Raw genomic sequence first — 24,785 nt, 5'->3', positions numbered from 1 at the left:
TAAATTTTTATTGTCTGCTGTGTACTTATTTATTTGATTGTGTCGATAAGCGGATACGGCACCATGTACCAATTTTAAATGGCATGCCTTCTTTCTTCTTCGTCATCCTGTCCGGTATTTTTTGCGAACATGGCTGACAACTCCTGAAGAACTCCATCCCGGATTGCTGCCGGGTCCATCCCCAGCTTACGCATGCCGAGTATAACCTCATCGACGCGAGACGCCTCCGGGGTTATGCACCCTGGCGCGGCCGCGTTTTCGCCAGGGAAAACAATTTTTGCGCCGAGTTTGTCAAGTAAGTCGCACACCGTGTCAATTCTGGGACGGGATTTTTTGTTGAGCATCTTCGATATGGTTGATTGCGAAAAATCCAGAGAGTCAGCCATTTGAGTGACATTCCCAAATCGACTGTCTGCAATAGACCTGAGTCCAGCAAGTAGCTTTTCATAGTTTTTCATCATCCAACAATACCGATGCATTAGCGTGGTGTCACATTCTCTTTGGACTCGTGAGTTGCAAATAAATTCTAGTTAGAATATATTGCCACCATGAACATACGTGAGGACATCAAAAAAATGCTGCGTGAAAGTGGCTGGACTCAGGGCCGTCTCGCTGACGAGTCTGGAGTGAAGCAGTCAACTATTTCAAAGATTGTCACTGGCGCGAGCAAGGGAGGACACTCAGAGACTCTGAGGCGACTCTGGCCGTTTCTCTATGGGGATCGCCACCCGTCCCCCGTGCCGGGTCAAGGCCAATCTGATGATGCCGCGTAAGTGCCTGAGCATTTTGTAACCTCGGTTAAAGGATTTTCTGCGAGATTATGTTGATCCTGACCTTCTGGCTGGCGCACCACGGCGTGGACGGCACCATGATTCATAAATATCGGAAAGATCACAGGCACGTAAGGGGAATGTTATGGCACGAAAAAACGTATCGGACACGGCTCATGGATGGCAGGGGGAGGCAAACCGGCTGCTGGGGGCGAACCTGGTAGGCAATATTGCCGGGAAAAAATCATATCAGCAGGCGCTGCGGTGGGCGCGCGAGCCTGGGGGCCAGGATGCGCAGCACGGGCCTCTGGCGCATGTTCTCACCCTGTGCAGCCACCTGATTGACGAGGGGAGCCGGGACGGGCGGGACGCGGCCATTGACGCCGCGCGGCTTGTCTGCCTGCATCTGGCGCAGCGGGGTGTGCCGGTGCGGCTGGCGCTGGACATGCCGGACTGCGGCTCCTTAAGCGCGAGCCGGGCCTCGCAGGAGGCACAGCGGGCCGTATCGGACATGGTGGCCGCTGCCATGGAGAACAAGCCGCCCGCACTGGTTGCGGCGCATGGCGAGTATGCGATGCAGTCGCTTTTGCGGTTTCAACAGATCTACCTGGACGAATACACCCGTGCCGGTGCGGGTGGCGGTGTGCGGTTCTTCGTGTCCATTTACAAGCCGGTGGTGGCCGCGAGGCGCGCCAGGGCGGTGGCGCGGAACCGGGACGGGATGCTCGCATGCTGGCGCGCCATGTGGCGGCGGATAACCCCGGCGTGGAGGCGGTAGGATGCGCGCACGGAATATCAAGCCGGGATTTTTCACCAACGAGGACGTGGTGGAGTGTTCGGCATGGGCGCGGCTGTGCTTCATCGGGCTTTGGGCTCTGGCTGACAGGTGCGGGAGGCTGGAGAACAGGCCCAAGCGGATCAAGATGTCACTCTTCCCAGCCGACGCCGTGGAGATTGAGGCACTGCTCGACGAGTTGTGCGAGGCCGGGTTGATCGTCCGGTACAGTCATGAGGACAGGCAGTATCTGTTTATCCCCGGGTTCAAAAAGCACCAGACTCCGCACTACAAGGAGCGGGAGATTTGCCCGGCCTGTCCTGGATATGAGGACGACGAACAGGGCGATATACAAGATTCGCCGCCCGATCAACCGCAGGAAGACCAAGACCTGCCCAAGACCGACCCTGGGCCGACCCTGGGCCAACCCCCCCTGAATCCTGAATCCGGAATCCTGAATCCTGAATCCGGAATCCTGAATCCTGAAAAAGAGAAGAACCCCCCCAAGCCCCCCAGGGGGGGGCAGGAGTACTCAAAGCCCTTTGTGCTTTTTTGGGAGCTCTACCCGTGCAAGCGGAACAAGCAGCGGGCGTGGCGGGTGTGGAAGGGCATCAAGGGCGTGGACGCGCGGGTGATCATGGAGGCGTTGGCGCGGCAGATAGCCGCTGACCACTGGCGGGGGCAGGACGGCAGGGAGTACGTGCCGCATCCGGCCACCTGGCTGAACGGGGCCGGGTGGGACGATGAGATCAAGCAGCGCGGCGGCGGGATGTCTGACCTGCCGCCGGAGTTGAGGTGAGCATGCACGACAAAGAGACGATCATGCGGAACTGGCAGGGGTTCACGGCGGCATGGCCCAAGATGTGGCTGGCGTTCGGCCAGGTGGCACCGGGGGACAGGGACCCGCTGACGCTCGACGTGTGGGAGCAGGTGCAGCGGATACCGGGCGATGCGTGGCCGTACATTGTCGCGCAGGTGCGTGGCATGGACAGCAAACCGCGAAACTGGGCCAAGACGTGCCGGGCCATCCATGCGCAGTGGTCGGAATCTCCGAGCATGGCGCAGCCTGTGCATCCTGCGGAGCGTCAGCAAAAGGCGAACCCTGTCTTTGAGCAGGCGTGGCAGCGTGTCCGCTCCCGGCATCCGGCGTTGCAAGGGAGGCCGTTTTACGAGCTGGTGAGGCAGGAGGTTCAGCGTGGTCAGCGATCCTGTTGAACTGTTCAAACTGGGCGCGCCGCTGCATGAGCTTGTGGCCGCCGCAAAAATCCGGAGGGAGCGCATGGGCGCGACACTGATACGCTATGACGAGGACCGGGACGGGACGTTTGGGGTGCTGATCATTGACGGCAGGCCTTTTTGCTCGACGCTGGAGCCGCCCGACTTGAACAACGCGGCCAACATATCGTGCATTCCGCCGGGGGTGTACACCTGCGGCATTGTGGACTCGCCCCGATACGGGCGGACGTTCGAGGTGCAGGACGTGCCTGGGCGGACGCACATCCTGATTCATTCCGGCAACATCGTGGCGCATACCATGGGCTGCATTCTGCTGGGTCAGTATGTGGGCAAGCTCAAGGGCGACAGGGCGGTGCTCAATTCTGGGGCCACATTCTCCCGGTTCATGGCGCAAATGAGCGGGTTGACCGAGTTCCGGCTGACGATCCTGGAGACTGCTGGGCTGGCGTCGTGAGGGTGTTTTTTTTACTTGGGGCAGAGCGCGAGTTTTACCTTCTTCCCTTTGCGCGAATCAGATGCGCAGATGTTGCGGATTGTTGCGGGATGCTCCCGATTCGTCCGCGAGGTTCCGGTCAAAAATAGGTTTTTCTAACGATTTTCAAAACAGGGGGTTTCCGAACGGTCGTGCAGTTTCCTCTTACGCTTAGAGCCGTATGGGCTGCGGTGGTGTTTTTTGAGGGGACCGTTCGGAAACTCGGAGTCGATATTTGGAGGTGTTTTGGCATGGGTGAAAAAGCAGAGGGAGGTGGCCGATGATTGGTTGCCGTCCGTTCACGGATTCGGAGGTGCGGGCCATGTCTGCCGGGTTCTCCGGGCAGGTGTTCGAGTATCGTGACCGGGCGTTGTTTATGCTCGGTGTGAACTCCGGGCCGAGGGTGTCTGAAATGCTGCCGCTGACTATCGGCGACGTGGTGCGGGGCGGACGGGTGAGGCGGTACGTGGAGGTGATGCAGACCAAGACGGACCAGACGCGCGAGCTGGAACTGAACCGGGACGAACAGCACGCGTTGCTGGGATTGATCAGGGCGCACCATCTGGCTGGCTGGTGGGGGCGGGAGGTGTTCCTGTTCCGCTCGCGCGAAGGGGACAACCAGCCCATCACCCGGGCACGGGCGTGGCAGATCATCAACGGGCAGGCGCGCCGCCTGGGATATGACGGGACAATCGGGACGCACACCATGCGCAAGACGTTCGCCAACAACATGTACGAAGAACTGGCGCGCAGGCAGCGGGCTGGCGAGCATGTGGACCCGCTGGTGGAGCTGGCCAAGGCTGGGGGCTGGAAAACCGTGGAGGCAGCAAGCCGCTATCTGTCGTTTCGGCGCGAGCATATCCGGGCCTGCAAGCTAGCCTTTGAAGGCCGGTTCGGGAGCATCCCATGCCCAGGTTGCTGACGGCCAGGGATGTGGCGGACGTGCTGCGCATCCACGAGAAAACCGTCAAGCGGATGTTGCGCACCGGGGCGCAGGACGGGCGCAAGGTGAACCCTGAGCATCTGCACGGGTTTAAGATTGGCGGCAAGGGTCCGTGGAAGGTGCGGCAGGCTGAACTGGACAGGTTCATCGCCCTGCACGAAGTGAACGGGATTGAGGAGTAGGCCGTATGTCACCATTCATTGTCAAAGGCAAAGAGTCCATTGCTTCGGCAGTAGGGATAATGGCCCGTGATGTTCCTATATATGTCGAAAACGAGGGATTGCCAGCGTGGCAAGAGGGAGGCAAGAAAGCTCCTTGGTGCGCCCTGGCGAGTGATCTTGAATTGTGGTGTATATTAAGGGCTTCCAAGCGACTTCCCCGCGCATGGGGGGAAATTCGGGCCAAAAATCAACACCTCATTTCCCATTCAACTACGGGGAAAACTGCACCATAAAAACCCTGTCAATAGGTAATCGTTGCTTATACGGGCCTTTTGGATAGGAAAAGGCGTGTAATCGTTATTTCCGTCGAATTCCCACCTTACACTTCTCGCATCGTGCATTCCCAAGCCTGCCCGGCCTCGCCCTTTTCTCCGTAGAGGGCGGGGCCGGGAACGAGGAAGGCCATGTGAAGAAGAGGCAGCACATACTCAACCCGCTGCATGTGTATTGCCGGTTGCGGTCCTTTCTGCCCTGCCGAGCCGCCAAGGCGGTGGCCTGGTGGTGGGAGTTGATCGTCTGCCGGTTCATCTATTGAGGGGGAGCCATGGGATTCGACTGGAAAGGCATGCTCGGAAAGATCGTGCCCGGCGTGGCCGGGATGCTGGGCGGTCCTCTGGCGTCCATGGCGATGAGCACCTTGTGCGGGTTCTTCGGGATTGAGCCTGAGGCCGAGGACGCGGAAGCCCAGCTCGCCTCCGCAGTCAAGCTGATGACGCCGGAGCAGGTCATCGCGCTCAAGCAGGTGGAGGCTGATCTGGCCGTAAAGCTCAAAAAGGCTGACGTGGATATTTTTCAGGCCGAGGTCAAGGACCGGGACAGCGCGCGCAAGCACCACAAGGGGAGCATGTTCCCGTCCCTGCTGACCGCCGGGTTGTTTGGGCTGGCTGCGATGCTCGTGTGGCTGGTGATGACATCGAGCCTGGAGTCTGTGGACAAGACGCTGCTTGGCACTGTGATCGGCTATGTGTTCAGCGAGCTCAAGCAGGCGACCTCCTACTGGTTGGGATCGTCCAAGGGGAGCCAGGACAAGACCGAGGCCATGGCCGATTCCATGCGAGGTGGTGGGCGGTGAGTCCGGACTTGGTGCATCAGCTTGAGACGATGCTGGCCCGCATCGAGGAGCGCGTGAAGGGGATACAGGAAGATATCAGGCAGATCAACGAGGATCGCCGCTGCCACACCCACTCGGAGAAGCTGCGGATGCTGGAAAAGATCGTGTGGAGCCTGACCGCAGGGTTCGCCGGATTGGCTGCCCGGGTGATCTATGAAGCCATCAAGCAATGAGCGATGAGCAATGCAAAGAAAAAGGGGGGGAGGCCCCCTGAATATGATGAGAAGTACGCGGCCATGGCGCGGGAGATGGTGGCCGAGAGCAACTTGAGCCAGTCCCGGCTTGCCAAGGTCTTTGGGGTTGGGAAGACAACCATCACGGACTGGAAGCGGGAGCATCCCGAATTTGCCCAGGCTCTGGCCGCCGGAGAGGAGTCCTACAAGGTCAAGGTCGTGGAACAGAACCTCTACAGGCTATGCAAGGGGATTCGGTACACGGTGACCACCGAAACGGGAAAGGTCAAGACCGCTCGCAAAATGTTCGCACCGCCGAACCCGAAGGCGATTGAATTCTTTCTCAGCCGCCGAGCGCCGGAGCGGTGGCCGAGCGTGAAGCAGATAGACCTGACCGGGAACATGAACCTGACCAACACGGCGGCTGATCTGGCTGGATTCCTGGATGGGATAGACGGAACAACACAAGGGCTGACGCACAATGAATCGGCTGATGAACAGGATGTGGAGGCTGAATAGCCTCTACAAGATCATCAACAAGGATGGCGATATCATCCCGTTTCGCATGAACTGGGCCCAACGGCAGTTCATGCTGGCGTGGTGGTATCGCAACCTCATCCTCAAGGCCCGGCAATTGGGCCTGACCACGCTGATGTGCCTTGTGGCCCTTGATATCTGTCTGTTCAATTCCAACGTGCGGGCCGGAATCATCGCCCACCACAAGGACGACGCCAAGGCGTTTTTTCGAGACAAGGTGCGGTTTGCCTATCGGCAGATGCCAGAAGAGTTTCAGGCGGCGCGGCCCGTGATCACCGAGAACGCCGACGAGCTGCTTTTCAGCAACAACTCCAGCATCAGGGTTTCCACGGGATTCCGATCCGGCACGCTGCAATTTCTCCATGTTTCCGAGTACGGCAAAATATGCGCCCGACATCCCGAACGGGCCAGAGAGATACGTACGGGCGCATTCAACGCGGTGCCGCAAAACGGATTCATCACCATCGAATCGACCGCAGAAGGGCAGACCGGAGACTTTCACGACAAATGCAAGACGGCTCGTGACCTGCTCGCGTCCGGCAGGGAGCCCGGTCCGCTTGATTTCAAATTCTTCTTCTTTCCGTGGTTTCAGGAGCCTCAATACGCCGTGGACCCCAATCAGGCCATCATCTATCCGCATCACGACGAATACTTTGCCAGATTGCAGGACAACCTTGGCATTCTGCTGAACGACCGGCAGCGGGCTTGGTATGCGGCCATGGAAAACGAGCAACAGGATGACATGAAGCGCGAGTATCCGAGCACCCCGGAAGAGGCATTTGAAGCGGCTATCGAGGGAGCCTACTACTCGGCGCAGTTCTCGCGCATTCGGGCTAACAGGCAGATATGCAACGTGCCCTATGACCCTGCCCTGCCAGTGCATACCGGATGGGACCTGGGCATGAGCGATTCCATGGACATCTGGTTTTTCCAGGATCTGGCCGGGCGGGAGTTCCGGGTCATCGACCACTACAGCAATTCCGGGGAGGGGATCGAGCACTATGCCTCTGTCCTGGATGCGCGGGGGTATCGCTATGGGCAGCATGTCGCGCCGCACGATATCCGGGTGCGCGAGATCGGGACCGGGAAATCCCGCCTGGAGACGGCCCGGGAGCATGGCATCGAGTTCACCGTGGCCCCGATGCTCTCAGTGCATGACGGCATCAATGCAACGCGGAACATGCTCCCAAAGTGCTATTTTGACGAGCGCAGGTGTGCGGACGGGATCAAGGCTCTGGAGGCATACCGCAAGGAGTGGGACGACAGGAACGGGTGTTGGCGGAACGCTCCGCTGCACGACTGGACCAGCCATGCGGCTGACGCGTTCAGAACATTTGCCGTGGGCTATCAGCCGTTGACCAAGGTGAAGCTGAAAGGGAGCTATGCATGATCACTCGTGTTGCCAATCAGCCGGGCCCGCTGCGCGGCGTGCATTATCGGCGGTTTCCTGTGGATGCCTACAAGTGGTTTGAAATGGTCGCGGGTGGCGAGGTGTACGCGGTGTGCGGTGTGACCGTGGCCGGTGACGAGGCGTGGATCTATTGGCGGATACTCAGGCCCGGGCCTGTGGCATGGCGGGAACTCAAGCGCGTGGATGTGCCGTGGCTGCGGGAATTCTGCCGCAATGCCGGGGCCGTGAACGCGTATGTGTCGAGCGACGATCCGGGGGATGTGAATTTTGACAAGATGGTCGGGCTGATGGGGTTTCATGTCGTGAAGTTCGGCTGCCAGAGCCTTGTGGAGGACAATCATGTGCGGTGAGACCGAATGGTTCCCCAAGGGAACAAGCTGGCTGGAGAAGATCGTGACCGGGGCCGGGGCGGCTGCGTCCGTAGGCACGGCGGCGGCCGGGTTTCTTCAGGAGACGCCGAAGACGGGCCAGTTTCTGACCACCACGACGGGCGAGGCGGACTCGGAAGAGACGACGGCCGAGGCAAAGGCGGCGCGGCAGCGCGCCCTGGCCCGGCGCGGCAAGAGTTCGACCAGCCTGACAGGGGGGCTGGGGGTAACCAACCCGGCGAATACAGGGCTCAAGATGCTCTTTGGAGGAAAATAGCATGTGCGGCGGCGGCGGAACGAAGAGCGGCGGGGGCCCAACCTCGCGCGACTATGACAGGACGGCGGGAATGCTTGGCAGTCTGGGTGATATGTTCAGCAGAAGTATGGCGAAGCAAAATCCCGGTGCGTTCGGAAACAAGGACGCTTCGGCCGCCAAGGGTGGTGCGGCAACCACGGCACCAGTCACGACCACGCTGGGCGTGCCAGGTACGCCCGCGCCGACCGCAGGGGTGTTGGCCGGAAGAGCGGTGCCGACGGCGCACCGGTCTGTGACTCTTTCGGCTATGGATGAGGATGTGTCGCTCGGAAAACCGGTCAATGCCCGTGACTATGTGCAGAAGGACTACGTATCGCGCCAGATGAACAAGGCCAACGCTTATATCTCGCAGGAAGTGAAATCTGTGCCGGACTACGTTGGTACGCAACGGGCCATGTCATCCAGTGGAGCATGGAATCAGAACCCGGGGGCGCATCCGTTGAACATGAAGGATGTTTCGTTCACCGCCAACAGAGGGGTGACCGGCAGCATCCTGGACGCGGTAACAGGGAAGAGCCGAACGGTGGGGCTGCCTGAGGCCGTGAAGGCCTTCAGATCAGGAAAGGCGGAAACGCTCGCTGCCAGCTATGCCTCTGGAAACACGGAGACTGATGAACAGGGAAGGCCCAAAAACGATGTCTTAGGGGATGCTCTGGACGTTGCATCCCCGGCGGTTTCGGCTTTCCGTGGAAGTATCGCAGGTGCTCTGCTTGGCGGCGTGAAGGCTGCCTACAATCTGGCCCGAGATGAGGGGCTTTATGACGACGAGAAGAAAAGCGTATCCGCAGCCAGCCCTGCGGTCAGCCCTACGGCGCAGCGAACGGTGTCGGCCACGGCCAAGCGCGGGGCCGGGGAGGACAGTGGGCGGATACTCATGCAATCGGCATTGGCGCAGGGTGGCAAGGCTGCGGCCGCGAGCCCAGCGGCGAGCGCAGGGAGTGGCGCGGCGACCACCAAGGCCAAGCGGGGGCGGCAGTCGTTGCTGCTGACCGGCGGGCGTGGGGTGGAGGACGATGCGCGCGTGCTCTTCACCGGACTGAAGAGGGGGTAACCGATGCCGCTGACTGACGACCAGATCAAGAACTTCATCGAGCGGGAGACCAGGGCGCGGGCGGACGCGGCCACGTGGCGCAGCCATGTGCAGCAGTGCGCCGAGATATTCAAGCCGCGCATGGCCATGCTCGAAACTCGCGGGATAGCCGGGGACAAGCGGCACATGTCTGTCTGGAACGGCACTCCGGAGGATGCGCTGGACGTGGCGGCGGCTGGCATACACTCGGAGACCATGCCGGTTGACGCGCTGTGGGCCGAGTTTCAGCCGGGGAGCGATGGCGAGGCTGAGGACAAGGACAACACGCTGTGGTGCCAGGAGGCGACCAAGCGGGTCATGGAGGGGTTTCACGACTCGAACTTCAGCGTGCAGAGCCACGAGGCGATTGTTGACCTGCTGTATGCGGGCATTGCCAACACTTACATGAAGGAAGGCAAGAAGACCCCATTTCACTTTTCGACCCGGACGCCCTTTGAATACGTCTATTTCGAGGATGAGGAGGGCGAGGTGGACACGGCCATGGGCAAGGTGGAACTGACCGCCCGGCAGGCCCACAAGAAGTTCGGGAAGAGCGCGGGGAAGCCGGTGACCGAGGCCCTGGCCCGGAACGAGCGGGATCAGGTGTTCGAGTATCTGCATGTCGTCATTCCGCGCGAGGACAGGGACGCGAGCAAGCGTGGCGTGCTGAACGCGCCGTGGGCCGAATATTACATACTCAAGTCGGACAAGCATCTGGCCCAGGAGAAGGGGTACTACGAATTCCCCTTCCTGGTGCCGCGCGGGAGCAAGAAGCTGGGCGAGATCGCCGGGCGAAGCCAGGCCATGAAGGCGCTTGGTGTCGGCAACGCGCTCCAGCTCATGGAATACAACACCCTGGAGGCCGGAGAGAAGCGCGTCAAGCCGCCGCTGGTGGCCACGAACGCGGGATGGCAGGAGGCTATTATCGGCAAGGCCGGGGCCATCAACTACAACAGCACCATGGGCGGCACTGCGCAGCCGCCTGTCAGCGAGATGCCCAGCGGCGACCCTTCGTGGGGACGCGAGGAGATCCAGGTCAAGGAGGAGGCTCTGCGCCGGTATTTCTGCGTTCGCGCCTTTGAGATGGAAGAGGTCAAGACGGACGTGACGCTGGGCGAGCGGCAGATGCGCAAGCTGGAGAAGGTCAAGCAGATAGCTCCCCTGCTGCATCGGTTTTTCTACGAGTACATCCGACAGGCGATGATGCGCGGGCTGGCCATCCTGCTGCGCCGGGGCGACCTGCGCGAACCGCCGCAGGGGCTCATGAAGCTCAAGATCGCCATGCGGTCGCCGCTGTTCCTGCTGTTGCAGCACGGGGCGGACATGGAGGCAATCCAGGGTGTCTATGAGATGGCCGCGTTCATTGCTGAAAAGCGGCTGAGCTTTGGCGAGGTCCCGGTCTTTGACAACCTGGATGACGATGAGGCGTTGCGTGTCATCAACAAGAGGTGGAACACCCCGGCGGCGGTACTCATAGACCGGTCCACGGTGGAGGAGACGCGCAAGGCGAAGCGGGATGCGAACGCTGCGAAGGCGCAGATGGAGGCGCTGGGGCAGGGCGTAGACATGGCCGCGAAACTCGGAGTGCAGGCGAATGTGGACACTCAAGCTGCTCAGTAAGCCGCGAGAACTCCGGCGGGCGTACCGCCGGGTATTCATGACCGAAGAGGGCCAGCTTGTGCTGGCCGACCTGGCTGAACGCTTTTGCGTGACCAGACCGATATATGGCGACGGGATGACGACAGAGCGGGCGATGGTGAACGAGGGACAGCGGCAGGCTGTGCTGCACATCCTCAACACCCTGAACCTGAACCCGGACACTTTACCAAAGGAGTACACCAATGGCTGATGCACCGATGAACAACGACACCCCGGTCCCTGAGATGCAGGACACGCCGCCCGAGGCGGGTGGCGGCGGTGAAAGCTGGGTGGAGAGCTTTGTGCCTGAAGAGTTTCGGGGGGCCGGATTTGTCACCAAATATGACAACGCTGCTGAGTTCTTCAAGGGCATGGACAACCTGAACAAGCTGGCCGGACAGAAGGCGCAGGGGCTGATCGCGCCCGGCGAGGACGCCACGGATGAAGAGCGGGCCGCGTTTGCCGCGAGTCTGCGCGAACTGAGCGGCGTGCCCGGAAGCCTGGACGAATACATGGCGGCCATGAAAATGCCCGACCTGGAAGAGGGGGCCATGCTGCCCCGCTTTGTCGAGCTGGCTCATGCGCAGGGGGTGCCACCGACTGCCCTGCAAAACCTCATCGACGGCCTGGGCGAAGAGTTTTCAAAGGAGCGTCAGGCGGAGGCAGACGCATACGAGGCCGACCTGACCAAGAACATGGACGCCCTCAAAAAGGAATGGGATGCCGAGTTCGACTACAAGGTGAACTTGGCCGAACGTTTCGCCAGCGAGTTTTCGGACGAGACGCTGGGTATGCTCAAGGCCGCGAACTGGACCAACAAGGCTCCCATCGTGCGCGACCTGGCCAAGCTCGCCGAGCAGTATCTGGCCGAAGGGGAGCTGGCGGAGATCAACCGGACTCGCGCCGGAGCCGACACGCCGACCATGGCGGGGTTGACGGCCATGAAAATGGACCCGCGCTATGCGGACCCGGACAAGCGGGATGAAAGCTACGTCAGCCAGGTGCACGAGTACGCCAAGAGGCTGACGGCAGATATGGAAGCAAGCAAGAATTAACCAGCCGCCTTTGCTGCCGGGGCGTAAAACCGGCAGCCCGGCCCCGCAGGGACCGGAGGCCCGCAAGGACACCCTCCATGGTCACCATAGGCGACGGGATACCCGGCTTCTGGCTAGGCGTTTCGTTTTTCAATGCAACCCAGGAGGGACACCATGTCTCAGTCGATTGATCAGGTCTTTGTCACTGAATATCTCAGCGACCTGCATGTTGCGTATCAGCAGCGCGGGTCCATCCTGAGGAAGACGGTCTTCCTCAAGCCCAATGTCAAGGGCAGCCACGTCAAGTTCCCCAAGGTCGGCAAGGGCAAGGCCGTGCAGAAAACGCGGCACGGCGTCATCCCGGCCATGGGGGTGGGGTTCAGCCGGGTCGAGGCCAAGATGGAGAACTGGTACGCCGCCGACTATTCCGACGCCCTGGACGAGATGATGAACAACATCGAGGACCGGCAGGCCCTGGCCAACGCAGGCGCGTATGCCTGCGGGCGCAAGGTGGACGAGATCATCATCAGCCAGCTCAAGCTGACCACCAAGTCTGTTGGCGACGGCACAACGGACCTGGACAAGAATCTCGTTCAGAATGCCATCATGAAGTTCAACACCCTGGGCGTGCCCGACGACGGCCAGCGCTATGCGGTCATCGGGTCGGTGCAGTGGGAGCAGCTCATGAACATCGACGCCTTTGCCAAGGCCGACTACGTGGGCGACAAGTACCCGTGGCTCCAGAACACCGAGAACAAGAAGTGGCGCAACATCAACTGGATTCACCACACTGGGCTGCCCCTGAACGGCACCGCGCGCTCCTGCTTCCTCTACCACTCCTCCGGCGTCGGCCTGGGCGAGGTGCAGGGGATCAAGGCAGAGATGAAATGGGTCACCGAGCGCGACGCATGGTTCCCCAAGCACAAGATGAGCCTGGGAGCCGTGCTCATCGACGACGAGGGCGTGGTCGAGATCAAGTGCAAGGACAACGGCACCCTGCCGAGCGCCTAGCCCATGACGGGCCGGGGGAATCCCGGCCCCAAACCGACTCTCAAGGAGCAGAACATGACCAAGGACAAGAAGGCCGAAGCGCCCGTTGAACTGGGCGACCCCGTGCAGGAAGTCGTGGATTTCCTGGCTGAATACTTCGGCACCGTGGAGAAGGAAGGCCGGAAGGTCAAGGGGCTGGAGCGCATCACGGCCCTGAAAAAGAACATGGACGCGGCTGCCAAGGCCGCCGCGAAGTCCACCAACTAAAAGGGGGGCCTCATGGCCTACAGCAAGGACAATCTGCGGTTGGTCGGCGGGTTCACCGGCAACAACCTCTTCACCTACGAAACGGATGACGCGCTCGCCACGGTGGTGGCCTCCGGCTACTTCACCCCCGCCGAGGGCGAGTACAACCTGAACGCTGGCGACATCATCATCGCCAAGACCGGCGACAACACCGCCATCGACCTGCTGCTGGTCAATGGCGTGAGCCCCGCCACGGTGGTCAACGGCACCTAGGCCCGGCTGGTCAACGGAACTGAAACCGGCGGGGGCTCCCACGCCCCCGCCGAACGGAGAGGACAATGCAGGCAGACACCACCATATGCAACCTGGCCCTGGCCCATCTCAAGGTGACAGACCAGATAGCCAACGTGCAGACCGAGGACTCTCCGGCCGCCCGGCAGTGCCGCCTGCACTGGACGCCGGTTGTCCGCGAAGTGTTGCGCGCGTACCCGTGGCGATTTGCTGTGGGTCGCTGGAATCTTGGCGGGCCGTCTGATTCGGACAAGCCCGTCTTTGGCTGGGAATATGCCTACCGTCTGCCGCAGGAGTGCCTGCGCGTGATCAAGGTGTTCGGAGCGGATGGGCTGGAGATGAGCGGGCCGGGGAGCTGGGAGAAGGAAGGGGAGTGCATTCTCACCAACGAGGAAGGGCCGCTGTATCTCAAGGGCATCAAGATCGTGGAAAATGCCGCCAAATATGACGCCTCGTTTGTCAACGCGCTCGGGTACAGGCTGGCTGCACAGATTGCGCCGGGCTTGGGCGAGGGGAAAAGCCAGGGTGACCTGTTGAGCTCGTATCTGTCGCTTGTTCACGGCGGCCAAAGCGTGGATTCCACCGAGGCCTCGCAGCCCCAACGCCATGAGGGCGGATGGGTCAAGTCTTTCAGGGGCTAGAATGACACAGTATCCCGTCATCCTCGAATCGGCCAACGCCGGAGTAATCTCTCCGACGCTTGATGGACAGAACACCATTGAACCCCGGCAGCGCGGGTTGCATGACGCACTCAACTTCCTGGTGCGGGTCGAGGGGCCGACTTTCTACAGGGGGGGCACCAAGCTGGTGGCCGAGGCCAGGGACCACGACAAGGCGGGACGGATCATGCCGTTCGTCTTTTCCACCGAGCAGGCCTATGTCATCGACATGGGGGATGAGCATTACCGGTTCGTCAAGGGAGACGGCATCATTGTCAAGACCGTAGCCTCTGCCGATGCCTGGGCCGCTGATGGCGATTATTCCAAAGACGATTACGCGGCCCATAATGCGGCCTTGTACCGGTGCATCCAGGCGCATGGCGGCACCACTGGTAAGGAACCCGGGGTGGGTGTGGACTGGGCCGCATACTGGCAGGAACGCGAGGACGGGAGCGCATACGAAATTTCACACGTCTACGATGAAGCCGCACTGCCCGGCGTGCGGCGCACACAGTCTGCCGATGTCTTTTTCACCGCCAATGGCGAGAACCCCATCCAAATGCTGTCGCGATACGCCCACGACAGGTGGGGGGTCTCGGTTTTTGAATCCGAAGACGGGCCATATCTGAACCAGAACAGCAACACGGCCTACAAGATAGCGGCATCGGCCACCACCGGGACCGGGGTGACGCTGACGGCATCCGGGACGGGCAACAAGCCGTTTGCCTCCACCGACCCGGGGCGGCATGTCAGGCTGCGGCATGGTGACGTGATCGGCTGGGGGATCATCACCGAGTTCATCAGCGAGACGCAGGTCAAATGCGACATCAAGCGCAATTTTTCGGCGACGACGGCCACAGACGAGTGGAGGCTGGGGGCATGGTCGCAGACCACCGGCTACCCTCTCAGCATCGGATTCATCAACGAGTCGTTTGCGGCGGCAGGGACGCGAACGCAGACACAGACGCACTGGAAGAGCGCGGCAGACGACATCTACGATTTTGCACCGACAACCAAGACCGGAGAGGTGCTGGACTCCAGTGCCTACGCCAAGACCATCGGCGGCAGTGATCAGGTCAACCCCATTCATTCGATCTTCTGGTCGCAGTATCTGGTGCTGCTGACGGGCGGCGGAGCGTGGCGGCTGGTCACCGGCACCGGCACCATCACGCCCACATCGGGAGACATGCGCCTTGATTGCGGCATCAAGGCCGCGAACATGGACCCGGTGCGCATCGGGCCGAAAATCGTCTTTGTCCAAAAGTACGGCAAGCGCATCTACGCCCTGCAATACCAGTTCGAGAACGACGGCCTGTCGGAGCAACTGCTCTCACGACTGGCCGGGAAGCTCTTCATGAGCGGTGTCAAGGAGATCGCATTTCAGGAATCGCCCGAACAGTATCTGTGGAGTCTCTTGAACGACGGCACGCTGGTCTGCATGGCGTATGACTCGGATGAAGGGGTTGTCGGGTGTTTCCCCGTGGCCATCAGCGGCGGGAGCGGGGGCAACGCCGAGGTGGAATCCATTGCCGTGATCCCTGGCGACAACGGGCGGGACAATCTGTACCTGCGGGTCAAGCGGACCCTCAAGGGCGGAATATACAGGACCATCGAGCGGCTGACTCTCGGCTATACCCCGTATGAGGACGGGCAGGGTGAAACGGACCTGCTGGAACGCCAGAAGAGCGCGTTCTTTGTTGATTGCGGCATTTCGTATGAGGGTGAGCCGACGAGCGTCATCACCGGGCTTGACATGTTCAACGGAGAAACCGTGCGCATCCTGGCCGATGGGGCCGTACACCCGGAGCAGGTGGTGGAGAACGGTCAGATCACATTGCAGTATGAGGCATCGCTGGTTCATGTGGGGCTTGGATACCAGGGGTACATGGCCCCGGCCCGGCGGGAGTTTGAGACGCGGTACGGGACGAGCCACGGGCGGCGCAAGCGGTTGGAGAGTGCAAACGTGCTGGTGCGTGAATCCCTGGACATCCGATATGGACCCACCCTTGCCGATTTGACGCGCATCCCGTTGGCCAAGAGCAATCGTACCCTTGGACAGCCGACGCCTCTTTTCACGGGCGAGATACCCCTGAAGGTTACCGGAAGCTGGCAGCATGTCTGCCCCGACCTCTATATTGCGCATGACTCGCCCACGCCGTGCGAGATTCAGCGCATCGACCGATTCATCAGCGTGGAGGACAACTGATATGGATAACCGTCTCTTGTCAAAGCTCTTTCTCGGCGGCGGGACCGCGCTCAACCTCTTTGGCGGCGTGTCGGATGCGGAAGAGGCGTGGAGCACCGGACTCTACAACCGTTCGGCTGCCCTGCGCGATGCGCGTAGCGTTGGCGAATCCGGACAGATGGACGCGCAGCAATTCGAGCGGCAGGCGCGGGATTTCGTAGGGATCCAGAAGGCGCGAATATCAGGCATGGGGATCGCCTTTGACGGGTCGGCAATGGACATCATGGCCGACACCATGGCCCAGCTCGAACTGGAAAAAAAGAACAGGGCCACGGAAACCGCTCAGAGGGTGCAGGCGTTGCGCATCGAGGCCGAGCAAAGCGCCAAGCGCGGAGCGAGCGGGCGGAGGCAGGGATATCTCAAGGCGTCCGGATCGCTCCTGCGCGGCGTCAGCGACATCATGGGCATTGCATAGGGGGCAGCATGGATCTGAAGAGTTTCACGGCTACGGCGGTTGCCCCGGTGGGGGCGGCGCGTGCTCCCATGGTCGGCGGCTCTGGCGCGGAGTACCTGGGCGAGGAACTGCGCAACATCGGCTTGAAGATGGCGGCAAGCCGCGACGAGGACGACTATCATGCCGCCCAGCTCGCATTCGTGCGAGGTCTGGATGGACTGGATCAGGAATTTGAAGCCGACGAGGATATTGCCTCCCTACCTGCCAGGAGGGCCGAGAAGGTCAAGTCCCTGACCGAATCGTTGTATGAGGGCAAGAGTCGGCGAGTGCAGGAGAAGCTGAAGCAAAGCTTCGAGATGGCCAGCGAACGCGACGACATCAAGTGGCGGAACATCGTCAACAAGCGCGACTCGGCCAACCGTGTGGCGCGGTACCATGAAGACACCGACGTGTACCTGAACCACATGATCCAGGCCGGGGACGACGATGCATACCAGAAGGCGGCCGAGTTGTGGAACGGCAGGCTGGAGGCCATCAGGCCGCACATGAGCGTGACCGAGTTCTCCAGATTGCGTGAACGGCATCAGGACACGGTGAAATACAAGCGGGCGTGGCGGTCGGTCTCTGGCGATGGCGAGTTTGACCCGACGCCGTTCATGGACCTGGGGCCGGATCAGGTGTCGCAGCTAGAGGCGCGGCATTATGCCGTGGCGCGCGAAAAACAACGCGTCATCCAGGAACGGCAGGTGGACAGGGCCAATGCGCTGGTGCCGCAGATCGAGGACTCCCTTGCCTCGGCCATGACCGAGGGGGTGCCCATGGACGGCACGGACGGAATGCTGGCCGAATTGGCATCGCTGGGAGAACGGGGGGCGGAGCTCGCGGCCCGGTACAGGGAGAGGTTCAGCCGGTCGGCCAGGGTGTGGAACACTCTCGACGCGGTGAAGCACTCACCCTTCGCGGACCGGATGCAGATGATGGAGACCTTGCGGCCTAATCCGGGCAGCTCGGACTACCGGGCTGACATGGAGATGTATCAGTATGCCGGGCAGCTTGTCGCGCAGCAGGCCAAGGCCTTTCAGGACGATCCGGCGGGGTATGTGCGCGAGGACGCCATGCGCAGGGCGCGAAACGCTGCCGACCCGTGGGTGGCGGATGAGGACTTGCAGCCGCTTGTCCTGCGGGCGTCCATGGACCTGCAAACGGAACTCGGCGCAGCAGAGCCGAAGGTGTTGGGAACGAATCAGGCCAAGGAGATGAAGGACTCCTTTGAGCGCGCAGACGGCCAGGGCAAGGCCGATATCCTGAACGGATTGAGCACGCTCGGCGAATACCAGCGGCAGGGGCTGGCCGAGATGGGGCTCGGCTACGAGCATACCTTTGCCGCCGAAGCCTACATGGATGATCCGTTCCTGGGGCGGCGTCTGCTGGATGTCATGAGCCTGAAGGAAAGCGACATATCCGTTGATCCCGAAACGGCCACGAGCATCAAGAAGGACGTTGGCGCGGCATACTTTAGCGGCCCTGGGGAGTTTTTCCGGCAGGTGTACCTGCTGACCGGGAACGCGGCCCACCTCAAGATGAACGACCAACTGCATGCCATGACAGCAAAGGTGGCCCTGGCTGGCGGGGACGCCAACAAGGCCATGGACCAACTCTGGAATGACCGCTTCGACTTTGTGACCGATGATGACGTGCTCATTTATACCCCGAAGGATATTGACGCCGAAGGCGTGGCCGGGAGGCTGCGCGCATACCGCCGCGACCTGCCGGATGATCTGGCCGCATTCCGCGACGGGGTGTGGAAGAACAGCGCGGACGGGGGCGGATTCGTACTGGTGCTGCCACATGGAGGGACGGCCATGGCCCGGGACGGCGAGGTTGTGGTTGTCGGATATGACGAGCTGGGAGTGATCGGGGCAGACACAGGCGTGCCGATGGATGGGCCGATGCCGTTCTAGGGTCGAGGAGAGCAAATGCAGTTCATGACGCCGAAGGACAAACCCGCGACCGAGCGTGACATTGCCCTGGATCTGGGGGCGCGTGATGCGTCTTGGGGAGAGGCCATGGCCGCGAATGCGGCCAACGCATGGGATTGGACGATTCCAGGCCGCGCCCAGGACGCCTTGCAGGAAACGCACGCCCAGGTGAAACGGTATGGAGGCGGCAACTGGCTGGAGAACGCCATGGCTGCCGAGAAAGAGAGCATACCGCAGGAAGAATGGCCGAAGAGCGAGTTTTACCGCGAGGGCATTGAGTGGGACGAGCGCATGAACCCGGCCAGGGCGCAGGTGCTGGCCGGGGACTATGACGAGCGCAGGACGCGCGAGGCCATTCTCTCCCGGCAGACCACGGCGCAGAAGGTGGCCGGATTCGGTGTGCAGTTAGGCGTTGGACTGACCGACCCGGTGAACTACCTCCCGTTTGTCAGCCAGGTGCGGACGGCCAAAATGGTCGGCAGGATGGGGTCAGTTTTTGGACGCATGGCGGCATCGGGCATCGACGCAGGAGTGGGAAACCTGTTGTTGAATCCCGTGGTGGGGGCCGATCTTGAACGGCGCGGCGAAACCATCACGCTGGACGATTACGTTTTCGACATGATGGTGGGCGCTGGCGTCGGCATGCTCTTCGGCGGGGTGCGCGGCGCATGGATGAAGCATTTCAGGGGCGAGAAGAAGAGCGACCTGCTGCGGGCCTATCAGGCTGCAACCCTGTCTGTCGAACAGGGGCGGGCTGCGGACGTGGCTCCGGTTATCAAGGAGATGGTGGAGGCCAACCAATTCAGCCGGGAAACGGCGTTGCAGCGACTGACCGATGGCGGGGTGGACGCCGGGCAGGCTGATGTCTTCCTGACGCACCTGGACGGCGTGGCCGCTGCTTCCGGCACGGATGTGCCGACGTGGTACCGCAGGCACATCGCCGAGGTGTCGGTGGGCGGGGATGTCTCCGGCGAGGGGATACGATTCCATGCGGCCATGTATCGGAGCCCGGCGGCGTCACTTGGCCAGTTTGTCGAGAATGTCCGGAACAATCCAAGCGGGAAAACATCATATTTTCAGATTGGAGACATGCCTGATGAACTGGGTGCGGGCCAGTTGCTCATTAACTCTGACGTGGTCAATCACATTTTCAAGGGGCATCCGGAGCAGGCAGCGCAGTCCATATCCACCATTATGGACGTCATCATGGGGCATGACAGGATGTTTGCTGGCGACCCCAAGAAGAACACGTTCGGCGGGGATTCGCAGGTATTCATCAAGTACAATGGCGATGAAGCACATATTGTTGTCGTCGAGACCGTGGATGGAAAGAAGGGAAAAAGGAGCTTTGTCAAAACAAGCTTCACAGACAATAAAAAGTCTGTTGACGGATGGGCAAAAGAGAAAGAGGCGCGTCTGGTGCCCAGCGACTCTCTGGGGAACATCCAAGCCTCACAACGTGAGGGCGTCAGCCAGATCAATGCCTCTTCCAATACAAATATAAAACGGAATGCAGCCCGTGGCAAGCAAATCCGGGCCACAATCGAAGAGATGCAGGCGCGGGCAAAGAACAGGCTGCCACTCCTGGTGGTCGATGCCTTTGACGACTTACCCGAACATCTCCGGGAACACGCCACGAGTCGAGGCATTGACGGCGTTCACGCCGTCAACGACGGCGACACCGTGTACATCGTGGCCGATGCAATCGAGTCGGTGGACCAAGCCGTGGGTATCTGGCTGCACGAGCAGGGGCTGCACTATGGGCTGCGCGGACTGGTCGGCGATGACGCCAAGTTCAATGCCCTGATGGATGGCGTCTTTGATCACTTCGGGGCGGACGCTCTTGATGATATCCGCCATGCGTATGGGCTGGATTTTTCCAATGCTGCCCACAGGCGCGAGGCTGCCGAGGAGATGCTGGCGCACATCGCAGAAAAGATCACCAACGGCAGAGACCTTTCAGACCTGGAAATCGGAGCATGGGACAGCATCAAGGCTTGGCTCCGTGACTGGCTGCGCAGCCACGGTTTTGACGTGGAGATGACGGACGAGGAGATTGCCGGGATCGTCAAAGACGCCGTGCGCTGGACCATGGACGGAAAGGCGTCGGTCTCAAGGCAGGGACCGCAGCGGTTCGCCGTTGACGGAAAGCGCCACGGATCGATTGAATTCACGGCTGACGGTCGGGCGCATATCCGTATCGCCGAAGGGGCTGACCTGCACAGGGCAGGCGAAGCTGTATCGCGCATCCTCGCAGAGCGGTTCAACGACTTTCCGCCCAGGGAGCGGCTGGATTGGCGGGCTGAGGGGGCCGAGAGGGACGTGCCCGACACCCTTGACGGAGTTGAGCCGGATGTCGTTGCCGACGAGCTTCTGGCCAGGGACATGGGAGAGGTGCAGATGATGGCTGATGCCGGGCGATTGACCGAGGCGGAACTCATGGAAGTCAAGTCGGCAGAGCGTGGAGTGGAGCAGGCAGGGCGGTACGCGGAAGCGTTCAAGGCCGCTGCGGCATGCATCACGCGAGGGGGTATCTAATGGCTAGAATCCAGGTAGACAACTGCATTGCCGACATCATGCACCGTGCTGGCGTTGACAATAACACGGCCATGGAAATCATGCAGACCATGCTTGAACACAAGGACCGGATTGAGGCCGAGATAGGGCTTGATCGAATTGAGATTGATCTGGAGATCATCGCGCGAGGATTTGGCGAGACGGCACACGCATCCGCCATTCAGGACAAGGCCAAGCTGCTGAAAAATATCATCGTTCGGGAAAAATTTGATGCGCAGGTGGAGACCCTGCGCCGCAACGGAGGACTCTCATACGCGCAGGCGCTGGATGCCGTGCTGTTGGGACATCATGCGAACATGGAAGGGGGGCGCGTTTCAGTCTCCGCGAGGCGGGCCGACCTGGAGCAGCGGTGGGCCGGGAAAATTCTGGCCATGATCGAATCCGAGCGCCCCCATGTGCTCAAACTCGTCCGCAAGGACAAGCAGTTTCTTAACGATGTGACCACTGAGATGTTCCATATCGACGAAGGCAAACTGGTGACAGGCAACAAGGACGCGCAATGGCTTGCACAGGTGTTGTCTGATGTTGCTGACCTTTCGCGCAGGCGGGTGCAGATTGCCGGAGCCGACGTGAAGCGGCTTAGAAACTGGGTGCCACAGCGGCACGATGTTTCCAGAATCATGCAAGCCGGGCTCACCGAATGGCGTGACTTCATCGTGAAGAACGATCTGCTTGACCTTGAGCGAACGTTTTCCGGCATGGACCCTGCCCGCGTTCCAGAAGCCCTGGAGCAGATATACTACAAGATCATTCGCGGGACGGACGTGGCAACAATGACCAATTGGCAGAACATGGTGCTTTCAGGGCCGAGCGACCTGGCGCAGCAGCTTGCCAACCAGCATCGGGTGCTTTTTTTCAAGGATGCCAACAAGTGGAAGGAATACGCCGACGCCTTTGGCTCCGGCAACGTGTTCGACTCGATCATGCATCATTTGCGGGACAACGCCATCAATACGGCATCTATGGAGTATATGGGGCCAAACCCCCAGGCGTTCATGGAGAAGTATGTCAAGCATATCGAAAAGAAAATCTGGGATGACCACTCTCTGACCGATGCTGAAAAAAAGAAGCAGGCCGGGAGGTTGCCAAAGTCTCTGGATCAAGTGAACAGCCCTATCGCCATGTCTTTCAATCTGGTGACAGGCAGGGCCGACAGGCCGCACAACCATATTGGGGCCAAGGCATCGGCATGGGTGCGGTCGGTGACTTCGATGGCCAAGCTCGGCATGGCCGCCTTGTCGTCCGTGACTGACCTTGCAACCTCTGCTGCGAGGCTTCGGGTGCAGGGCATGCCGCTACTCGAAGGGTATTCCGGCATGCTCAAGGGGTTGTTCGAGGGAAAGATGGACCACGAGAAGAAAGAGATCGCCTACTTGCTCGGAGTCGGATTCGATGGGCTGCTGGGGGATATCCATGCCCGGTTCATGGCCGAAGATCAGGTCCACGGGAAATTCAGCAAGGCCCAGCAAACTTTTTTCAAGCTCTCTGGTCTGACCGACTGGACAGAACGCAACCGGTCTACCTTTGCGCTCATGAGTTCGGCGCACATGGCCAGGCGTAGCGCGCAGGAGTGGGGGGCGTTGTCTGAACGGTTCCGCTCCACACTCATGCAGCACGGCATTGACGAGCGGACTTGGCGGGCTGTGCAGTCTCTGGAAATGCGCGAGGTGGACGGCAAGAGATACGTGACGCCAGAGGCGGCCAAGCTGCTAAGCGATGAGGCTGTCGATGCCTACATTGCACCGAAAATGGCCGAGTACGAGGCGTATGTCCAGGACCAGTGGCTGCGCAAAAACCAAAAGGGCGGGGGGGACACGCCACGCGGTGACTCGGTATACACCATGCACGTTGAAATGAATCTGCACCGCCGCCGCAAGGAGATGCGCGAACTGGCCCGCATGGAGATTGAAGACAAGCTGGGTGCCTATTTTGTGGATGAAACGAACTATGGCGTCATCATGCCAGACGAGCGGACCAGACGCTGGCAGACGGCTGGGTTGCAGCCGGGCACAGTGTGGGGTGAAGCCGCCAGATTCATGATGCAATTCAAATCGTTTCCCGTGGCGTTCGGTCAGCGGATGATCTACGCCCACCTCAAGGGAGCGCCGGGCGGGAAGATTGACGTGTCCGGACTCGCTCATCTTATCGCCTCGACAACCATCCTTGGCTATGTCGCCATGTCGCTCAAGGATGTCGCCAAGGGTCGTGAGCCCAGGGACATCAGCGATATCGGCACATGGGGAGCTGCATTCATGCAGGGGGGTGGGGCTGGCATCTATGGCGACTTTCTCTTGAACAAATATGACCGATTCGGGGCCGGGCCGCTGAAAACCATTGAAGGGCCTGTTCTCAATTCCGTTGATGATTTTGCCCGCATGGTGGTGAACACGGCGCACGGAGATCCGCCGAGCGCTGGGCGGGCCATGTATTGGGCTATGAACAACACCCCGTTTGTGAATCTGTTCTATACCCGGCAGGCGCTCGACTATCTGGTGCTGTACCACCTACAGGAGATGGCCAGCCCCGGGTATCTGCGGCGCATGGAGCGACGACTGAAGACGGAGCACGGGCAGGAAATGATTGTTCCGCCCTCGACTCACATCAAACGTGGAGGAGGATGGAAATAATGAGGATCACCGACGACAAGAACGAAATCAGGTACACGGCGACGGAAGGACAGACGGATTTCGTATTTGACTTTCCCGTGTTCTATGACTCCCATCTGGTTGTTTATGACGGAGAGCTGGGGGGCGACGGCACGACAGCGTGGACCGAGCAAACCCTCGGCGGCGACTTCACGATGGTGCATACCGACACGGACAAAAAGACCGGAAAGGTCGTATTTGGTCTTGGGCGGACCGACGGACACAAGGTGCTTATCATGCGCCAGGTGCCGCTGACCCAGTTGAGCGAATACGTGGACGACGACAGGCTTCCCGCCAAGGTGTTCGAGACGGACATCAACCTGGGCGTGATGATTGATCAGCAGCATCGCAGGGAACTGGCGAAGTGCTTCAAGCTGCCAACGACATCTGCGGTGGAAGACTTGGTAGTTCCTGAACCGGAGGCAGGGAAATTTCTCTACTGGGTGTCTGCCTCGGAGATGGGCAATCGTGACATCGCTGATGTGGGGCAGGTTGTACTGCCGCTCTCAGAAGAACAGGGTGGGACCGGGGCGGAATCGTTTGGCGAAGCTCTGACTGGACACAACGTAATCCAGTCCGGCACCGCCGCCACCCTGGCCGTGGGCTACGCCGAAACCGCCGTGCCCTACGCGGGCGGCGACATTGTCGTCGCTGCCGGGAGTCTGCGCACCGTGGACACCACCGG

At 60.5% G+C, this 24,785-nt stretch carries 28 protein-coding genes and 1 pseudogene; 28 read left to right on the top strand and 1 reads right to left on the bottom strand.

The window, feature by feature from the left end; translation table 11 throughout:
- Nucleotides 1-74: 74 nt before the first annotated feature.
- Nucleotides 75-461: a helix-turn-helix domain-containing protein gene (locus QQS14_RS14250; RefSeq protein WP_285907681.1), complete on the bottom strand. Its 387-nt coding sequence runs from the start codon at nucleotides 459-461 to the stop codon at nucleotides 75-77.
- 87 nt (nucleotides 462-548) lie between these two features.
- On the opposite strand from QQS14_RS14250, the gene QQS14_RS16625 reads away from it, so the two are divergent.
- The 28 genes and pseudogenes from QQS14_RS16625 to QQS14_RS14115 form a co-directional block, all read left to right on the top strand.
- Nucleotides 549-773 (top strand): helix-turn-helix domain-containing protein, encoded by a 225-nt coding sequence (locus QQS14_RS16625; protein ID WP_425607935.1) that lies wholly within the window; start codon nucleotides 549-551, stop codon nucleotides 771-773.
- Between the two features lie 142 nt (nucleotides 774-915).
- Nucleotides 916-1,548, top strand: a complete 633-nt coding sequence (locus tag QQS14_RS14245; protein WP_285907680.1) for a hypothetical protein — start codon at nucleotides 916-918, stop codon at nucleotides 1,546-1,548.
- 1 nt (nucleotide 1,549) lies between these two features.
- Complete coding sequence (locus QQS14_RS14240; RefSeq protein ID WP_285907679.1) at nucleotides 1,550-2,344, top strand: hypothetical protein; 795 nt, start codon at nucleotides 1,550-1,552, stop codon at nucleotides 2,342-2,344.
- A 2-nt stretch (nucleotides 2,345-2,346) separates the two neighbouring features.
- A complete protein-coding gene (locus QQS14_RS14235) occupies nucleotides 2,347-2,760 on the top strand; it encodes a hypothetical protein (RefSeq protein ID WP_285907678.1) in 414 nt (137 codons plus the stop codon).
- The gene (locus QQS14_RS14230; protein WP_285907677.1) at nucleotides 2,741-3,235 is read left to right on the top strand and encodes a DUF5675 family protein; all 495 of its coding nucleotides are present in this window, start codon (nucleotides 2,741-2,743) and stop codon (nucleotides 3,233-3,235) included. The genes QQS14_RS14235 and QQS14_RS14230 overlap by 20 nt, the downstream gene beginning before the upstream one ends.
- Nucleotides 3,236-3,533: 298 nt before the next feature.
- Nucleotides 3,534-4,175: a tyrosine-type recombinase/integrase gene (locus QQS14_RS14225; RefSeq protein ID WP_285907676.1), complete on the top strand. Its 642-nt coding sequence runs from the start codon at nucleotides 3,534-3,536 to the stop codon at nucleotides 4,173-4,175.
- Nucleotides 4,160-4,378, top strand: coding sequence for a helix-turn-helix domain-containing protein (locus QQS14_RS14220; protein ID WP_285907675.1), 219 nt, complete (start codon nucleotides 4,160-4,162; stop codon nucleotides 4,376-4,378). Before QQS14_RS14225 ends, QQS14_RS14220 begins: the two co-directional genes overlap by 16 nt.
- Before the next feature lie 445 nt (nucleotides 4,379-4,823).
- On the top strand, nucleotides 4,824-4,952 hold the full coding sequence (locus QQS14_RS14215; RefSeq protein ID WP_285907674.1) for a hypothetical protein: 129 nt from the start codon (nucleotides 4,824-4,826) through the stop codon (nucleotides 4,950-4,952).
- Nucleotides 4,953-4,961: 9 nt separating this feature from the next.
- Entirely contained in the window at nucleotides 4,962-5,489 is a 528-nt protein-coding gene (locus QQS14_RS14210; protein WP_285907673.1) for a hypothetical protein, read from the top strand.
- Nucleotides 5,486-5,701: a hypothetical protein gene (locus QQS14_RS14205; RefSeq protein WP_285907672.1), complete on the top strand. Its 216-nt coding sequence runs from the start codon at nucleotides 5,486-5,488 to the stop codon at nucleotides 5,699-5,701. The genes QQS14_RS14210 and QQS14_RS14205 overlap by 4 nt, the downstream gene beginning before the upstream one ends.
- Before the next feature lie 3 nt (nucleotides 5,702-5,704).
- Entirely contained in the window at nucleotides 5,705-6,220 is a 516-nt protein-coding gene (locus tag QQS14_RS14200) for a helix-turn-helix domain-containing protein (RefSeq protein ID WP_285907671.1), read from the top strand.
- Nucleotides 6,195-7,628: a hypothetical protein gene (locus QQS14_RS14195; protein ID WP_285907670.1), complete on the top strand. Its 1,434-nt coding sequence runs from the start codon at nucleotides 6,195-6,197 to the stop codon at nucleotides 7,626-7,628. Before QQS14_RS14200 ends, QQS14_RS14195 begins: the two co-directional genes overlap by 26 nt.
- Complete coding sequence (locus QQS14_RS14190) at nucleotides 7,625-7,999, top strand: hypothetical protein (RefSeq protein ID WP_285907669.1); 375 nt, start codon at nucleotides 7,625-7,627, stop codon at nucleotides 7,997-7,999. The genes QQS14_RS14195 and QQS14_RS14190 overlap by 4 nt, the downstream gene beginning before the upstream one ends.
- Entirely contained in the window at nucleotides 7,989-8,294 is a 306-nt protein-coding gene (locus QQS14_RS14185) for a hypothetical protein (RefSeq protein WP_285907668.1), read from the top strand. The genes QQS14_RS14190 and QQS14_RS14185 overlap by 11 nt, the downstream gene beginning before the upstream one ends.
- Before the next feature lie 70 nt (nucleotides 8,295-8,364).
- A complete protein-coding gene (locus QQS14_RS14180) occupies nucleotides 8,365-9,384 on the top strand; it encodes a hypothetical protein (protein WP_285907667.1) in 1,020 nt (339 codons plus the stop codon).
- A gap of 3 nt (nucleotides 9,385-9,387) precedes the next feature.
- Nucleotides 9,388-11,022: a portal protein gene (locus tag QQS14_RS14175; protein WP_285907666.1), complete on the top strand. Its 1,635-nt coding sequence runs from the start codon at nucleotides 9,388-9,390 to the stop codon at nucleotides 11,020-11,022.
- Nucleotides 10,997-11,251 carry a Bbp19 family protein gene (locus QQS14_RS14170; RefSeq protein WP_285907665.1) on the top strand — a complete coding sequence of 85 codons (255 nt, stop codon included), beginning with the start codon at nucleotides 10,997-10,999 and terminating at the stop codon, nucleotides 11,249-11,251. The genes QQS14_RS14175 and QQS14_RS14170 overlap by 26 nt, the downstream gene beginning before the upstream one ends.
- Nucleotides 11,244-12,095: a hypothetical protein gene (locus QQS14_RS14165; RefSeq protein WP_285907664.1), complete on the top strand. Its 852-nt coding sequence runs from the start codon at nucleotides 11,244-11,246 to the stop codon at nucleotides 12,093-12,095. Before QQS14_RS14170 ends, QQS14_RS14165 begins: the two co-directional genes overlap by 8 nt.
- Before the next feature lie 153 nt (nucleotides 12,096-12,248).
- Nucleotides 12,249-13,085, top strand: coding sequence for a phage capsid protein (locus QQS14_RS14160; protein ID WP_285907663.1), 837 nt, complete (start codon nucleotides 12,249-12,251; stop codon nucleotides 13,083-13,085).
- 54 nt (nucleotides 13,086-13,139) lie between these two features.
- Nucleotides 13,140-13,331 (top strand): hypothetical protein, encoded by a 192-nt coding sequence (locus QQS14_RS14155; RefSeq protein ID WP_285907662.1) that lies wholly within the window; start codon nucleotides 13,140-13,142, stop codon nucleotides 13,329-13,331.
- A gap of 12 nt (nucleotides 13,332-13,343) precedes the next feature.
- Complete coding sequence (locus QQS14_RS14150; RefSeq protein ID WP_285907661.1) at nucleotides 13,344-13,583, top strand: hypothetical protein; 240 nt, start codon at nucleotides 13,344-13,346, stop codon at nucleotides 13,581-13,583.
- A gap of 65 nt (nucleotides 13,584-13,648) precedes the next feature.
- Nucleotides 13,649-14,242: a phage connector family protein gene (locus QQS14_RS14145; RefSeq protein ID WP_285907660.1), complete on the top strand. Its 594-nt coding sequence runs from the start codon at nucleotides 13,649-13,651 to the stop codon at nucleotides 14,240-14,242.
- 1 nt (nucleotide 14,243) lies between these two features.
- Nucleotides 14,244-16,466, top strand: a complete 2,223-nt coding sequence (locus QQS14_RS14140; protein ID WP_285907659.1) for a hypothetical protein — start codon at nucleotides 14,244-14,246, stop codon at nucleotides 16,464-16,466.
- Between the two features lies 1 nt (nucleotide 16,467).
- Nucleotides 16,468-16,920, top strand: a complete 453-nt coding sequence (locus QQS14_RS14135) for a hypothetical protein (protein WP_285907658.1) — start codon at nucleotides 16,468-16,470, stop codon at nucleotides 16,918-16,920.
- Between the two features lie 8 nt (nucleotides 16,921-16,928).
- Nucleotides 16,929-18,860 (top strand): hypothetical protein, encoded by a 1,932-nt coding sequence (locus QQS14_RS14130; protein ID WP_285907657.1) that lies wholly within the window; start codon nucleotides 16,929-16,931, stop codon nucleotides 18,858-18,860.
- Between the two features lie 15 nt (nucleotides 18,861-18,875).
- The gene (locus QQS14_RS14125) at nucleotides 18,876-21,416 is read left to right on the top strand and encodes a PBECR3 domain-containing polyvalent protein (protein ID WP_285907656.1); all 2,541 of its coding nucleotides are present in this window, start codon (nucleotides 18,876-18,878) and stop codon (nucleotides 21,414-21,416) included.
- Nucleotides 21,416-24,082: a hypothetical protein gene (locus QQS14_RS14120; RefSeq protein ID WP_285907655.1), complete on the top strand. Its 2,667-nt coding sequence runs from the start codon at nucleotides 21,416-21,418 to the stop codon at nucleotides 24,080-24,082. The genes QQS14_RS14125 and QQS14_RS14120 overlap by 1 nt, the downstream gene beginning before the upstream one ends.
- Nucleotides 24,082-24,785, top strand: a pseudogene (locus QQS14_RS14115) (hypothetical protein); the annotation flags it as partial. The gene QQS14_RS14120 and the pseudogene QQS14_RS14115, both read left to right, overlap by 1 nt.

It is taken from the genome of Pseudodesulfovibrio pelocollis (assembly GCF_030282845.1).
Classification (GTDB): domain Bacteria; phylum Desulfobacterota; class Desulfovibrionia; order Desulfovibrionales; family Desulfovibrionaceae; genus Pseudodesulfovibrio; species Pseudodesulfovibrio pelocollis.
The sequence above is the reverse complement of the archived record's forward strand: the minus strand, read 5'-3'. Positions and strand labels throughout refer to the sequence as shown.

Coding starts and splice junctions, on each gene's coding strand:
- QQS14_RS14250 (WP_285907681.1), bottom strand. CDS start 461: ATGATGAAAAACTATGAAAAGCTACTTGCTGGACTCAGGTCTATTGCA.
- QQS14_RS16625 (WP_425607935.1), top strand. CDS start 549: ATGAACATACGTGAGGACATCAAAAAAATGCTGCGTGAAAGTGGCTGG.
- QQS14_RS14245 (WP_285907680.1), top strand. CDS start 916: ATGGCACGAAAAAACGTATCGGACACGGCTCATGGATGGCAGGGGGAG.
- QQS14_RS14240 (WP_285907679.1), top strand. CDS start 1,550: ATGCGCGCACGGAATATCAAGCCGGGATTTTTCACCAACGAGGACGTG.
- QQS14_RS14235 (WP_285907678.1), top strand. CDS start 2,347: ATGCACGACAAAGAGACGATCATGCGGAACTGGCAGGGGTTCACGGCG.
- QQS14_RS14225 (WP_285907676.1), top strand. CDS start 3,534: ATGATTGGTTGCCGTCCGTTCACGGATTCGGAGGTGCGGGCCATGTCT.
- QQS14_RS14220 (WP_285907675.1), top strand. CDS start 4,160: ATGCCCAGGTTGCTGACGGCCAGGGATGTGGCGGACGTGCTGCGCATC.
- QQS14_RS14210 (WP_285907673.1), top strand. CDS start 4,962: ATGGGATTCGACTGGAAAGGCATGCTCGGAAAGATCGTGCCCGGCGTG.
- QQS14_RS14200 (WP_285907671.1), top strand. CDS start 5,705: ATGAGCAATGCAAAGAAAAAGGGGGGGAGGCCCCCTGAATATGATGAG.
- QQS14_RS14195 (WP_285907670.1), top strand. CDS start 6,195: ATGAACAGGATGTGGAGGCTGAATAGCCTCTACAAGATCATCAACAAG.
- QQS14_RS14190 (WP_285907669.1), top strand. CDS start 7,625: ATGATCACTCGTGTTGCCAATCAGCCGGGCCCGCTGCGCGGCGTGCAT.
- QQS14_RS14185 (WP_285907668.1), top strand. CDS start 7,989: ATGTGCGGTGAGACCGAATGGTTCCCCAAGGGAACAAGCTGGCTGGAG.
- QQS14_RS14180 (WP_285907667.1), top strand. CDS start 8,365: ATGCTTGGCAGTCTGGGTGATATGTTCAGCAGAAGTATGGCGAAGCAA.
- QQS14_RS14175 (WP_285907666.1), top strand. CDS start 9,388: ATGCCGCTGACTGACGACCAGATCAAGAACTTCATCGAGCGGGAGACC.
- QQS14_RS14170 (WP_285907665.1), top strand. CDS start 10,997: ATGTGGACACTCAAGCTGCTCAGTAAGCCGCGAGAACTCCGGCGGGCG.
- QQS14_RS14165 (WP_285907664.1), top strand. CDS start 11,244: ATGGCTGATGCACCGATGAACAACGACACCCCGGTCCCTGAGATGCAG.
- QQS14_RS14160 (WP_285907663.1), top strand. CDS start 12,249: ATGTCTCAGTCGATTGATCAGGTCTTTGTCACTGAATATCTCAGCGAC.
- QQS14_RS14155 (WP_285907662.1), top strand. CDS start 13,140: ATGACCAAGGACAAGAAGGCCGAAGCGCCCGTTGAACTGGGCGACCCC.
- QQS14_RS14150 (WP_285907661.1), top strand. CDS start 13,344: ATGGCCTACAGCAAGGACAATCTGCGGTTGGTCGGCGGGTTCACCGGC.
- QQS14_RS14145 (WP_285907660.1), top strand. CDS start 13,649: ATGCAGGCAGACACCACCATATGCAACCTGGCCCTGGCCCATCTCAAG.
- QQS14_RS14140 (WP_285907659.1), top strand. CDS start 14,244: ATGACACAGTATCCCGTCATCCTCGAATCGGCCAACGCCGGAGTAATC.
- QQS14_RS14135 (WP_285907658.1), top strand. CDS start 16,468: ATGGATAACCGTCTCTTGTCAAAGCTCTTTCTCGGCGGCGGGACCGCG.
- QQS14_RS14130 (WP_285907657.1), top strand. CDS start 16,929: ATGGATCTGAAGAGTTTCACGGCTACGGCGGTTGCCCCGGTGGGGGCG.
- QQS14_RS14125 (WP_285907656.1), top strand. CDS start 18,876: ATGCAGTTCATGACGCCGAAGGACAAACCCGCGACCGAGCGTGACATT.
- QQS14_RS14120 (WP_285907655.1), top strand. CDS start 21,416: ATGGCTAGAATCCAGGTAGACAACTGCATTGCCGACATCATGCACCGT.